This window comes from Paenibacillus thalictri, from assembly GCF_004307995.1.
Classification (GTDB): domain Bacteria; phylum Bacillota; class Bacilli; order Paenibacillales; family NBRC-103111; genus Paenibacillus_AF; species Paenibacillus_AF thalictri.
On record NZ_SIRE01000022.1, the window covers coordinates 55,542 to 69,249 of the forward strand.

Here is a 13,708-nt window from a genome sequence, read left to right on the forward strand (position 1 = left end):
TGTTCTACAAAACTTTTAGGAGTGACACGCTTGATTCGTCGTTATGAGCAATGGAACCGTAGGTTCATAAAACCGCTGTGGTGGCTTGTCATCATCGGTATGCTGGCTTCTGTGGCCGTCGTTTACGAAAGGGTGGAAACGGAGCAAACCACCGCCCGCAAAGTCGAGTTTGTATTCGATTACCGCGATTTGTTGGAAATATCCGATTTACAGGGAGACCCTCACAAATTTGTGCTTGATCAATTGGATAAGATGAAAAAGGCGGGCATCCATTCGCTTGCTGTGTATGAATCCACATTATCCGAACTCAAGCTCAGCCGGAGGGTCGAAGTATTCTCTACACATGAGGCAATGGCATTAACACAAAGCCCGATCTCGCAAAATGAGAATTTTACGTATGTGTTGTTTGCGGAAAAAGAATCTCAGCAAAGGCTGCAGCCGCTGATCGAAAATACGTTCAACAGCCTGGGGGTTCGTGTCCGTCCGTGGAGCTTCAAAAATCAGCCCGGCATGATTATTGAAATGGGGATGGAAGAAGCGCTGCTCAAAACGATGGACCCTGACCCGATCACCTTGCAAATGCTGAAGGAAAAAGGGTTTCAGATTGTCGTTCGTATGTCTAACCGCCGTCCTTTTGACGCGGCGAATATGGACAAGCTTCTCGCCCAGCTAAAAGGCATCGGCGTTAAACGCTTTATCATTGACGGAGAAACGGTCCCCGGCTTTATCGACGACAGTCATTTTGAGAACATTGACCAAATGGCCGAGTTAATGACGAAATATAACATGGGACTTGCTGCGATTGAACTGCTGAAGGCGCCCCAAAGAGGCTTTAATCGCTTGGCCAAAGAAATCAATTATGACGTCGTGCGCCTCCATTCCTTTACTGAAGCAGATGGACAGAAGCTGACCGAAAACCTGACTCAGCAAGAACTTCAGGATCGCGTTCAAGGTGTTGCCGACCGATTTGTGCTGGCGGTGAAAGACCGGAATATCCGCATGGTGTTCTTAAATGCCAGAGCAGTGAAAAACGTGGACAAGGGCAAAATCCTAAATCCGCTTGACGCTTTATACGATAGTTTGAATGGGGCCGACGGCGCGTTGAACCGTGTGAAAAACGCCGGGTACACTCTGGGTATTGCCGAAAGGTTCTGGCAATATCATTCCGTATGGCAACCTGTGGCTAAAGCGCTGCTTGTCATTGGAGCCGTCGCGCTCATCGCCTTGATGATCTCCTATTTTGTGTCGGAGGCGACCTTGGCATTGTTTGTGCTTGGGCTGATTGGCTCGGCCGGATTGTATATATTGCCGCAGACGCAAAGCATGTTCCAGCAAGCGCTGGCTTTGGGTGCGGGAATTAGCGCACCAAGCCTTGCGATGATGTTTGCCATCCGGACGTCGAAAGAAAAGTATAGTGCTTCCCGTCAGAAGTTGGGGGCGTCAGCCTTATTTGCCATCGGATTACTGCTGAGAACTACGCTAACTTCGTTGATTGGTGTCTTGTTTATTGCAGGGCTGCTGAACCAGATTACTTATTCGCTTGTCATTCAGCAGTTTAGAGGCGTTAGCGCGCTGCATATCGTACCGATCATCATTGCGGTCATCTATTATTTGTTTTTCACCGAATCCACGACCTATAGTGAAAAATGGGCTCAGGTGCGCAAATTGCTTTCTTCTTATATAAGTGTCCTTTGGGTCATTACGGCTGCCATCGTGGCAGCGGCGGGTATGTACTACTTATCCCGTACCGGCAATGAAGGACAAGCATCCGCTTTCGAAAAGCTGTTTCGGTCGTTTTTGGAAAATACGCTTGGTGTCAGACCGCGCACAAAAGAATTTTTGTTTGCTCACCCGGTTTTTTTATTAGGCGCATTTCTGGCGGCCCGATACCGGGGGCGTGGGGCATTGATTTTAATATTGGTCGGTGTCATCGGACAAGCATCCGTCGTTGATACGTTTGCCCATCTGCATACGCCTGTGCTTATATCGCTAACTCGCATTACGTACGGTATCATTTTTGGCTCCATCATCGGGTATGTGATAATCGCCGTATGGGAAATTGCAGCAAGGAGATGGCAAGCATGGGTCAAACCGGCCAAACGATAAGATCGGTTAAAGTTGTTTTATCCGGCTATTACGGATTTGATAACAGCGGCGACGAGGCTGTGCTGCAGTCAATTTTGCTAGCGCTGAAGGAGCAGGGGGAAAAGCACGGCATTCACTTTGAACCGACGGTGCTTTCGATTGATCCGGAGAAAACAAGCCGCACTTATGGCGTAAAAGCGGCGCATCGGATGAAACCCGGCGCCGTGCTCGGGGCGATTCGGGGCGCTGATGCGCTCATTAGCGGCGGGGGCAGCTTGCTGCAGGATGCCACCAGTTCCAAAACCATCCCTTACTACTTGGCCATCCTTAAGTTGGCCCAATGGTTCGGCAAACCGACTTTTATTTATTCTCAGGGCATCGGCCCGGTTCATCGCCGCTTTTTTGACCCGTGGATCCGCGGCACATTTGCTAAATGCCGGTATGTTTCTGTTCGAGACATAGAATCCGCGAATCTCCTTCAATCGATGGGCCTGCCGAAGGACCGGGTTCAAGTCGTTCCCGATCCGGTAATGGGCCTGCCTCTTAAAGAAGGGGCCGCTGCGGTGAATCGTGAGTCTGATCCGGTTGTCGGCATTTCCGTTCGTTTCTGGAACGAAGACCGTTCCGAACTTGCCGCTTTGGCTCTAGGATTAAACGCAGTTCTTGCACGAAGCTCGGTAAAACTGAACTTTTTGCCCTTTCATCTGCCATCCGATGATCTGGCATCGCAGTATGTTGTGAATGCGATCGATCCTAAGTTTAAGCAGCGTGTGAGCATCAGCGGTGGAATTACTCATCCGCAGGACATGTTGGCGGAAGTCAGCCGCTGTGATCTTTTGATCGGGATGAGACTTCACTCGTTGATTTATGCGGCTTCACAATGCGTACCTCTGGTAGGCATCTCCTACGATCCTAAAATTGATCAGTTCCTCGGGCGTATCGGCATGAAAGCTGCGGCAACGACCCAATCGGCAGAGTCCGAATCGATTGCCCGGCATATTCTAACAATGCTGGAGCAAACGGAAGCCTGGAAGCGGGAAAAGCAGCCGGCAATCGAGCGTCTTAAAGCGGAAGCGCAGCTGCCGGCACGGCACGTAACACAATTTTTCAAGCAGTCGGATAAGCCGTGAACCAACATCACAGAATAATAAGAAGCGGCTAGTCGGCCGCTGTATCACCCAACCCATCATTTTTATCGTTTTGCAAAATTTCCATGATGGAATTCCCGCCCGATTCGGAGTATAATTGCTTTGTCCGGTGTTGAAGCGGGTAATTCCACGTACTGGACATAGAGAAAAAGGGGTTGTGAATAACAGGATGAATATGTTGTACGGGATCGGGTTTGTCGCTGCTTGTATCATTGCATTGCTGCTGACGCCGCTCGTCAAGCGCTTTGCCTTTTGGGTCGGCGCGGTGGATGCGCCGAATCATCGGAAAGTACATAGCCGCATTATGCCTAGACTAGGCGGTTTAGCGATTTTCCTTGGATTTGTCGGAGCTTATTTTATCGTAGCTCCTGCTCTTGACACTCAGAAATCGGATGTTGCGATCGGTTTATTGGTTGGCGGAGCGATTATTGTTCTAGTTGGGGCGCTTGATGATCGGTTTGATTTGTCGCCGAAGATTAAGCTGCTTGGACAGATTTTAGCCGCGTGTGTTGTTGTGTACTCAGGAGTCGTCATTGATTTGGTCAATGTGCCTTTTGGCGATATGACAATTTCACTCACTTGGCTTGCTGTTCCACTCACGATTCTTTGGATCGTCGGTGTGACGAACGCCATCAATTTGATTGACGGCTTGGACGGATTATCCGCTGGGGTTTCCGGCATTGCCACCGCCACAATCATGGTGCTTGCTTTGATGATGAACAATGTCATTGTTGTGATGCTTTGTATGATATTGCTCGGCAGTATTATCGGGTTCTTATTTTTTAACTTTCATCCTGCTAAAATATTTATGGGTGATTCCGGTGCATTGTTCTTAGGTTTTAGTTTAGCTACATTGTCGATATTAGGCTTTAAGCAAGCGACCGTTGTTTCGCTTCTTATCCCTATTCTTATATTGGGTGTGCCCTTATCGGATACCTTTTTCGCCATCATGCGCCGTTGGGTCAACAAGACGCCGATCTCCGCGGCAGACAAAAGCCACTTGCATCATTGTTTGCTGCAATTGGGCTTAAGCCACCGCCAAACGGTGCTTGTCATTTACGGCATTGCCTTGATATTCGGATTATGTTCCGTGTTGTTCGCGCAGATCCAAGATACGTTATGGGCGATGGTTATCCTTATTGCTGTGCTGCTGTTCGTCTTGGTGGTCGGAGCCGAATTCATAGGCATCATCAGCAAGAGCAAGAAGCCGGTGTTGCAATTCCTGCAGAAACTGGCCAAATTCGCTCAAGTCAACTCGCGAGTATCGAATAAATAAGGTTCACATAATGAGACAACCCTGGCTGTTTAGCCCGGGTTGTTTTTTTGCCCGCTTATATTCACCGTACGAACAGTGAACTTCCATATTATATAGAATCTCAAAAAAACGGTGTCGAAATTGATTACAGAGCTTCGATAGAATTGATCTCGAAAAAGAAACGGTTTGCCCTAAAATTTAGGGCTAGATTAGCCGATAAATAACGTACACGTAACTTTTTTTGTAAACAAAGGAGGAAACCATCTTGAAACGCTTCTCACGCAAATGGATTAGCGCCGCCATCATCATGTCGATGCTGATCAGCTTGCTACCGCCGCTCTCCGCATTTGCGGCCGCGCAGCTTATGATAACAAATATAAGCTATGTAAATGCGGATGCTCCTGACAGTAGCAAAACGGTCGATCGGCTGACAGTTAACCCAAGCACGTTGAATGTAACTATTAATGGTTTTACAGAAGACCAGATCAACAACATCTATTATGAGATCGTAAACATCAATACGGGTAAGATCTCCACAGAGAAAACCAATAAACCGGTAAAAAGCAGTTCCAATAATAATGAAATTACTTTTACCAATATCAGCTACACGGAAGGCTTAAACAAAGTTACCGTGAAGTACGGGGATACCAGCATTATTTCTTCTTTGCCGGGATGGGTGTATTTTACCCCGGTGTCGAACATCACCGATCTGCAGTTTAACGGTGCGCCGTTTCTTGATGACCTTATGTATCCTACAGCTCCTCCTTATACAAGCTTAAGTATTACGGGGACTGCGGGAAATGCATCACAAATTCAAGCAACAGTTAATGGTACGGTGTACAATCCGTCTGTATTTAACCGCGGGAGATTTAGCTACTATGTGAATACAGGACGGCCCAATGATCTCAATTTCACTCCCGGCGATAACGAAATTATGTTTATCGCTCGAAACGGCACCAATTATTATACTATTAAGAAGTCCTTTGTCTATAATAACGGAAAGTCCTTTGCTTACAATGCATATATCAAGCAAGTGGAAGATATCAAACCAGCGGCTAAATTAGCCACGATTCCGACGGTTAGCAACGACACGGCTGCAACTCCTCCCCATTGGTCTACCAATGTGGCTATCACAGCTAAATTGAAGAACAACTTTACCGGCGGAGTAAGGGACTATGAATCCGTCGATATTTTCACCTTGGGAAAAGGTCAAGATTTTGTGGCCAATTATAATTTTAATACAGGTGTTATCACGGAAACCAACAACACGACAACGATAATTCCAGACCCATCGACAGGACGAGTATCCACTGCCGTATATGACTCGGCTTCGTCTACAACAGCTTTTGAGGTGTACGATTTTACAACACAATTGCCTACAAACACAGGTACCAAGTTTCAACAAGTCGTATTCCAATTTAAAAAGCATAACGGAGATTCCTTAACATCTGTTTACAGTTATTATTTCCAGGACAACGCTCAGGCTTATGTCGATCATGTCGCTAAAGTGGTAAATCCGCTTGCACAGCCAGCACAGCAGGCTGAGGTAAACCTAAGCGATTTAGGCAAGACGCAAATTAACGAATTGCCGGCAGTTTTAAAGGTATATACCAATGAAAATGCTCAATTTGTAAAAGTTAAACTAAATGGCTCGGCATATAACGACGGTGTTACCGTGGACAGGGATGCTAATAATGAACCGATTTATCAGGTTCAGAGCACAACAAATGCTGCCGGAGATCCTATTTATTTTGCTCAGGTTTCGATTCAAGGAATACAAGACGGAGATGCAACTTTACAAGTCATCCCATATAAGCCAGATGGCAGTGGTACGCAAATTGCCAACCCGGCAGGTCAAAAAAGCTATAGCATCGTGATTTCCGGGGCGCCGTACATTATTTTATCAAATTTATACAACGGTATGGTCGTTAACAATGAATTGAAGATCAGTTGTACTGTAGCGCCAGCTGCGCCGGACGGACCTTGTATTACCGGTAGAGTGGTCAATCTACCAGTAGCCGAGTATGGAAATGTGCAACTTTCCGTAAACAACCAAATTGTTCAAGACACAAATGGTAAGAATCCGTTTGATTCAACTTTGCCTTATATAGTTACGACGGCGGATGCGTCTCAAGGTAGCTTCACTATTCCGAGCGCGATGCTGAGTGGATTTTTTACTAACGACGGTAAAAAGACAATACGTTTTGACATTTACATCGGTGGTAAGCTGGTAACTCAAACTAGCTACGACATATTTGTTCTGACAGACGATGTCCCGTTAGTTAATTCCTTTATTCCTAAGGAAACGGGGACAACTACGAAATTTGTTGCGGGAAGCAAAGCCGATACTTACTCAACTAACGAAACCTCGGTTCAATTGGTCGGTGACATGGCCAACTCCGATGTGCTGAATGGGACGGCTACTGTTAGATATCGCAAAACCGGAGATATTAATTTCACCACCATTTCTCCGACGGTGGGGCTGCCACCTAACACAGGATACGAGTCTGTGCAGCAATCGGGAGCGACACCGCCATTTACAGAAACATTTACAACCAACCCGATTACCCTGGATCAATATGGAGACTATACGTTTGAGGTTACGGCAAGAAACTCATCGGGTTTGGTCGTCACAAGAAGCTTAGTCATTACACGAGAACCGCAACCTTATACAGTGCTGAGTCCTCCGCTGATTAAAAACTCAGACGGTAAGGATCAAGCCAACATCAATCAGAACTTTCAAAAGATCAGGATCCGTGCTGACAAGGCTGACAGCGTATTGGTGGGCAAAGAGCTTGCTGTAAAAGAGGCCAGCACAGCAGCAACACTGAATCAAGATATCTTTGCTTATGAATTAATCGGACTTAAGGCCGGTAAAAATGAAATTAAATTTACGATTGTCCGCGGAAAAGATAAGTTAAGCGGCTCGTTTATTTTGAACTATGTCAATACGCCCATTGAAGGCGCGCAAGAGAAACAAAAGCTTCAATCAAAGATGAAAGTATTTGACGGCGATATTGAGATTAGCTTCCCCAAAGATACAAAGCTTATGAAAAATGACCGGTCGCTGGCAGATCAATATTTGACAACTGATCGGCAAATTCTATTTGGCATTGCCCGAAATGAAGACGGTATGGTCGACAAATATCTTGAAGGCGGACTGAATATCAATACGAATCCACCCACAGATCAAACGGCTAGAAACTTTTTGGCTGAACCAACGGGACGCTTTATACCGGCAAGTAAAAGGTACTGGATTGACGCGGGTATTATTCCAGCGCCGACATCCACGCTGAATTTCAGCTTAGAAGACGCTCTGCGCGGCAGTGGCACACTCCCGCTTAATCCGACAGATTCGACGACCCGGTTGTTTGTCCGCAACATTACCGATTTGGTAGTGCCGAACAAAATCGGAACCATTACTTTGAAGTTTGATGGAGCAATTCGGGATGATGCCTGGAAATACGTCACTGTATACCAGTACGGTATATTCAACGAATATTCTGGTGGCGGTAAACAGGTAGCGGAGTGGAGAAATATCGGCGGTGTGATCGATCTTAAGAAAAATACAATTACGGTTCCTTTGAAGTCATTTGGATACTTCCAAGTTATGTATATGAACGACAGCTTTAATGATGTCACAGACCATAAATACGCGAGAGACTCAATGGATACCTTATATTCTAAGGGAATTATGAAGAGCAAGGATCCTGGCCTCTTCTATCCGACGGATGCGGTAACAAGAGGCGAGTTTGTCACTATGTTGGTGGATATTTTCGATATTCCGCTTGAGAACGAAGATACCAAGACGCGGACGACAGATCAGAATGATCCTGCATACATGGGAACTTTCGATGACGTCCGTCGAGATAGAACTTTGACAGGCAGCAATGGGCTGTATGACTTTCTGCATATTGAAGCTGCGGCTAGAGCAGGGATAGTGCGTGGAACGGCTTCTGGATTGTTCCTGCCGGCAGAGGCTATTACGCGTCAAGATGCGGCAGTTATGATTGCTAGGGCGGCTGATCTGAAGGTAGAAAGCGATCCTGCCAAGGCTCTGACTCCGTTGCAGAAGTCATTTACCGACGCGTCGCTCATTAATGCTTATTCGCGCGGCTCTGTGTCGGCTATCGTCAAAGCGGGTTTAATTGAAGGCGTGGAGAATGCATTACTGCAAGGGCAAACCAAGAAGACATACCGGTTTGACCCGCTGGAGAACATGTCTCGTGCAGATGCTTCGATCATTGCTATGCGTGTATTGAAGCAGCAAAAGAAAGTGCCGAAATAATAGAGCAAGAAGTCATACTAAAGACCATGGTTCATAAAACCATGGTCTTTAAATATGTTGCACTTTTCTTCATGGAAAATAATTAGTGATGACTCAAGTGATATATCATAGTATACTAAATTTCGTGGAGGAGAGGTAAAAGTGCTGATGTGGCGCGGTATTCCGAGATTACCTCCATAAGTCGCAATAAGCTAAAAAAACTTTTTCAAAGACCGCAACTTTTTTATCGGCCCAGCGTTTAATACAATGAATCGCGTAACTGAAGACAAAGAGTTAATGATCATGGATATTTTTCACAAAATTAACTCTTTACCTCGTATCTATGCCATTGTATAATAGGTAGGGGCACGCGAGGCCTAGTTTTGCATTATTCTAGTTTACTAGTTTCTGCTGTCGTAAGGCGGCAGACTTCTAAAATTATAATTCCGCTCAACTCTGGAAAGGGGGTGAATCGGCTAATGAGGGAATCGAGCTATAATTTTTCTAAACAAAACTCTCAATTACCGAAAGATATTCGAGGAGGAGAAAAAAAGGTTATGAAGAAAAGTTTATCCACGATCTTAGCATTGGCTATGACGTTCTCCGTGTTTTCGTCCGTAGCACTTGCTGCAGATGAAACTTCTGCAAATGATACTTCTGTAGACACAACTTCTGCAGACGCTGCTAAATCTTCTGCTGATTTCAGCGACCTGAAAGATCTTGACGCAGCTACCAAAGCTAAATTTGATGCATTGATCGCCGCTGGCGTATTTGACGGTGTAGGCGACGGCAAATTTGGCGTTAAAGACGAAATGAACCGCGCGCAATTCGCAAAAGTTGCAGCACTTATTTTTAATCTTAAAGTTGATACTTCTTTGAAAACTTCCAGCTTCTCCGATGTTAAGTCTGACGATCCGGCTAATGGATATGCATTGCCTTACATCGAAGCTGTAAAGGCTGCTGGCATCACTGACGGTTATGGCGACGGCGTTTATAACCCAGCTGGCAAAGTAACTAAAGAGCAATTGGCTACTTTCTTGATCCGTGGTTTGGGTAAAGATAAGGACGCTAAAGCGACTCCGGGCGTTACTGATTCGACTGTAACTGACTGGGCAAAAGGTTACGTAGCTCTGGCTCTTCAATTGAAGCTTCTGAGCAACGGCACTGACGGCAAATTCGGCGGCCAAACTAACGCAACTCGCGACCTGCTTGTACTTGGTTCCTATGAAGCTAAGCAACAGTATGTACCGACTTTCAATGGTAAATATGCGATTGCTTCCTTTAAAGCTACTGATGCTGATCTTCTGCAACTTCAACTGAATGGCGTATTGACTGATGACGCTGCTAAAAACTTCAAAGTTGAAATCAAGAAAGACGGCAATGTAGTTACTAACTACACAACTACTTGGAACGACAAGAAGGACACTGCTACATTCAAGTTCGATACCAAATTCCAAAACAACGAATATAGCATCGCAATCAGTGGCGTAAGCAACATCGACGATGCTAACAAAACAGCAAAAGTATCTACTACAGTTGAAAGAATTGCTAAAATTGAATTCTTGACTGCGGCTGATACTGTGCCTAGAACAACAAATAAGCTTCGTATTGACTTCAAAGCAACTAACCAATACGGTGCTAAATCTAAGTTATCCTACAACAACTTTACAATTAATGCAGGTAGCAACATCTCTGTAACTGGTGTAAGTGGCGAGCAGGCGTTCTACGTTCAACAGCCAGTTAAATCGGGCATCACTAACCCAACTACTAATGACAGTGCTTTGGAACGTAATGACCGTATTTCTGTTACGATCATCCATGAAGATTCCGGCGCAACTGCAAACAAAGTGTTTGCTGTTGGTGAATCTCCGAACGTTGCTAAAATTGAAGTTGGGGATCTGTTGAATAGCTCCAATACGAAGATTGATTCGGTTGAAGCGAATAAAGACACTTACCTTGGCTTCCAAGCTTATGACCAATATGGTATTCCTGTTGAAGATTCTGAAACTTTGAACAGAGGCATTACGTTTTATTCTTCGGAAGGTAATGTTGTTCGTGCGGCAAAAGATCAGAACAACAACGATTCTTGGTTTACTGGAACAAGCGAAATCGGTTCGGATGCAGCTGATTTGAAATTCCGTTACAATAAAATTGAATCCAAAGATAACATTACGTTAACTTTAATTGCGAATGGTTCTGGTCAAACGGTTACCAAGACAGTTAAAGTAAATGCACCTAAAACTCCTGCATCACTCGAGTTTGGTAACTATAACTATACTTTGGCTGAAAATGACAGAGTAACTGGCGATAGCGGACTGGATCAAAAGTTCTTTGTTCCGTTGATTGTTAAAGATGCTAAAGGAGATTTGCTCACTGCAGATGAAATTGCTGAAAATGCTTATAAATTCACAATTTACTCTACAGGTAGCATTAACTTGGATACATCTTATGCTGTGTGGAATAAAGATACTCAATCCAATGTGCCAACTGCAATTGTTCAATCTGGTGAGCACAAAGGACAATTGGCAATCGGCAGTGTAGGTTATAAGGGTACTGCTGGTGCGACAATTCAGCTTCTTGATACTCCTAATGTAAGAGCGCAATTTAGCACTAACGTGGCAGAAAAACGTAGAGCTGACAAAATTGCATTCTCAGCATCACCGAATAAATATATGATTCAAGGCACTGACAATGAACTTAAGTTGAAAGTGTACGATCAAAACGGTGGTGAAATGAAGCTTGACGATACTACCGTACGTGTTAGAATGGAGTTTAAGTCTAATACTGCTCCTGCTACTGGAGGTTACGGTCTGGCAGTAAGAAGTAACGAAGTTGCAGGCACTTATGTTGATCCTTCTAATGGTACTCCGGCAGCCGATGCCACTGCCACTGCACCAGCAGTTGATCCTGCGACACTGGGTACTCCTCTGGCTAAAGGCTCTAAATTGCTTACAACAAAGAAAATTGCTCTTGCGCCGACTGTTGCCGGAACAGTATATGCTCAAAGATATGACTATACTCAACCGACTCAAACTAACTACACAGCTGGTGAATATCTGTTCCCATTGAGCCAAGTTTTCGACAAATCATTTAAATTCTTTACAACTGCTTCTGCACAACTGGGAGCATCCTACACATTTACTGCTTATCTGCAAACAACTAAGGACAACGGTACAACTTGGCAGGATATCAGTAATGTGACTTCCAACCTGGAAGTATTGGATACAACTAAGTCCAATAACAAGTTGACTTACGAAGTATTTGCTGATAAGTCTATCAATAATACTTTGCTTGCTGCTCGTGATTATATTGGATCCAATCAGTTGGCGGCTGCTGCAGCCAATAATCCAGGTGGTGCAGTAACTGAAGCAACTTACGTTCTCAATAATTACAAGAAATTGGCTAAAGAAATTAAGCTGAGAGCTAAAACTAGCAGTGGTGAGTTGGTCTCTGTTGCTAATGGCCAAATTCAAAGTATTACAAGTAGCAATCCTAAAGTAGTTGACATTGCTTCTAACGACGCTGATGGCAAACTTCAAAGATTTATCATTGGCCTTGAAGCAGGAACTGCTAAAGTTACTGTTACGTATAAAGATGGTAAAGGTGACTTCAATTCTGCTACACTTGATGTAACAACTAAGAATGAAGGCCCATCTGTAACAAGTATTGTTGCAACTAAATCAAGCAACATGATTGGTAAAAATGAAATTGCAACTAAGCTTAATGGCGGCGGTGCTAACAGTAATCTTTATGCATGGGACTTTAACATGATGAAGAAATTAACTGTTAAAGATCAGTTCGGTGGAGAGTATGTATCTGATCGTTCGCCACTTGTTCTTGATGGTAACGGAAATATTTTGAGAGGTACACTCAAAGACGATAATGGTAATGATGGTACAGGAACATGGTCTGTTACTGGAGCACGTAAAGATATTGGAGGTACTGACCAATTCATTCAATCTCATGCCAATCTCTTAAACCTCACATTCTACGCTACAGATGTTGTGACCACAGATGGTAATGCTGGTACAGTTACAATTGATAGCACTGGTAAATTTACAGCCTTGAGCTCTAATGTTTCCAGCTTTACTATCAATGTATTTGCACCAAGTGGTAAATCTGCTACAACTTCTATTAAAGTAAATCAAGCATATTAATTCTTATAAAAAAAGACCCTTCGGGGTCTTTTTTTATATTTTGTACAATATTCTTGATAAATTTCGTCCGTAAGTATTAGCACAGCATGAATCTAAAGTACAAGCAATGTCTAAGAATCGCACATTAAGATTATTCAAATATCATAAAAAAATCTAAACCTCATAATAATTTCGATAATTAGGGAGTAAATTTCATCAATTTTTTCTTAACTTCGAAGTAGTAAATATCGATACCATCAATTTTTTTTGGTTATACCACCATAATGGATATACCCACATAAGGCATCGAACATACTGTACGTTCAGATATTGATAATCTAGAAGGCCAGTAATCTCGATGGCTCGGTTTCACCCCATAATTTTACCCGAACTGACAACATCTTATGCGGTTGATTGTTTGTACCCGAGCCATACTATGAGCGTACCAAAACTTCAGGAGGTGGCTTAAGATGGCGGGAAGAAGCAAAAAGGTCGTACCTGAATGCCATAAAGAGTTGGACCTACTCAAGTATGAAATTGCTGCAGAGATGGGATTGCCGGTGGGGCAGCAGATGACGAATTCAGATGTAGAGTTTGCAACAGAATTGGGATCTATACCGGCAAGTTCGGTCAAGGAGGATTATTGGGGTCACATTTCATCTAGAGATGCCGGTGCCGTCGGCGGAGCAATAACCAGTCGTCTTATGAAAAAAGCAGAAGAAATTTTATTATCCTTATAACAGCAATTATTAAATCCATTTTATTGACAGCTATCGACAAATCCAGTAACATATGATATTGAAGGTAAAGGACTAAC

Annotated in this window: 6 protein-coding genes; all 6 read left to right on the forward strand. The window is 44.1% G+C overall.

Annotation, left to right across the window (positions count from 1 at the left end; translation table 11 throughout):
* Window positions 1-30: 30 nt before the first annotated feature.
* The 6 genes from EYB31_RS27560 (at window position 31) to EYB31_RS27585 (ending at window position 13,631) form a co-directional block, all read left to right on the forward strand.
* Window positions 31-2,106, forward strand: a complete 2,076-nt coding sequence (locus EYB31_RS27560) for a DUF5693 family protein (protein WP_131016695.1) — start codon at window positions 31-33, stop codon at window positions 2,104-2,106.
* On the forward strand, window positions 2,082-3,215 hold the full coding sequence (gene csaB / locus EYB31_RS27565) for a polysaccharide pyruvyl transferase CsaB (protein WP_131016696.1): 1,134 nt from the start codon (window positions 2,082-2,084) through the stop codon (window positions 3,213-3,215). The genes EYB31_RS27560 and csaB overlap by 25 nt, the downstream gene beginning before the upstream one ends.
* Before the next feature lie 187 nt (window positions 3,216-3,402).
* Entirely contained in the window at window positions 3,403-4,509 is a 1,107-nt protein-coding gene (locus tag EYB31_RS27570; protein ID WP_131016697.1) for a glycosyltransferase family 4 protein, read from the forward strand.
* A gap of 244 nt (window positions 4,510-4,753) precedes the next feature.
* Complete coding sequence (locus tag EYB31_RS27575; protein ID WP_131016698.1) at window positions 4,754-8,776, forward strand: S-layer homology domain-containing protein; 4,023 nt, start codon at window positions 4,754-4,756, stop codon at window positions 8,774-8,776.
* A gap of 458 nt (window positions 8,777-9,234) precedes the next feature.
* Window positions 9,235-12,912 carry an S-layer homology domain-containing protein gene (locus EYB31_RS27580; RefSeq protein WP_131016699.1) on the forward strand — a complete coding sequence of 1,226 codons (3,678 nt, stop codon included), beginning with the start codon at window positions 9,235-9,237 and terminating at the stop codon, window positions 12,910-12,912.
* Window positions 12,913-13,361: 449 nt separating this feature from the next.
* Window positions 13,362-13,631 (forward strand): alpha/beta-type small acid-soluble spore protein, encoded by a 270-nt coding sequence (locus EYB31_RS27585; RefSeq protein WP_131016700.1) that lies wholly within the window; start codon window positions 13,362-13,364, stop codon window positions 13,629-13,631.
* Window positions 13,632-13,708: the final 77 nt, after the last annotated feature.

Bases quoted from the DNA above. Each gene is read 5' to 3' on its own strand.
- csaB (WP_131016696.1), top strand. From the start codon at position 2,082: ATGGGTCAAACCGGCCAAACGATAAGATCGGTTAAAGTTGTTTTATCC.
- EYB31_RS27570 (WP_131016697.1), top strand. From the start codon at position 3,403: ATGAATATGTTGTACGGGATCGGGTTTGTCGCTGCTTGTATCATTGCA.
- EYB31_RS27580 (WP_131016699.1), top strand. From the start codon at position 9,235: ATGAGGGAATCGAGCTATAATTTTTCTAAACAAAACTCTCAATTACCG.
- EYB31_RS27585 (WP_131016700.1), top strand. From the start codon at position 13,362: ATGGCGGGAAGAAGCAAAAAGGTCGTACCTGAATGCCATAAAGAGTTG.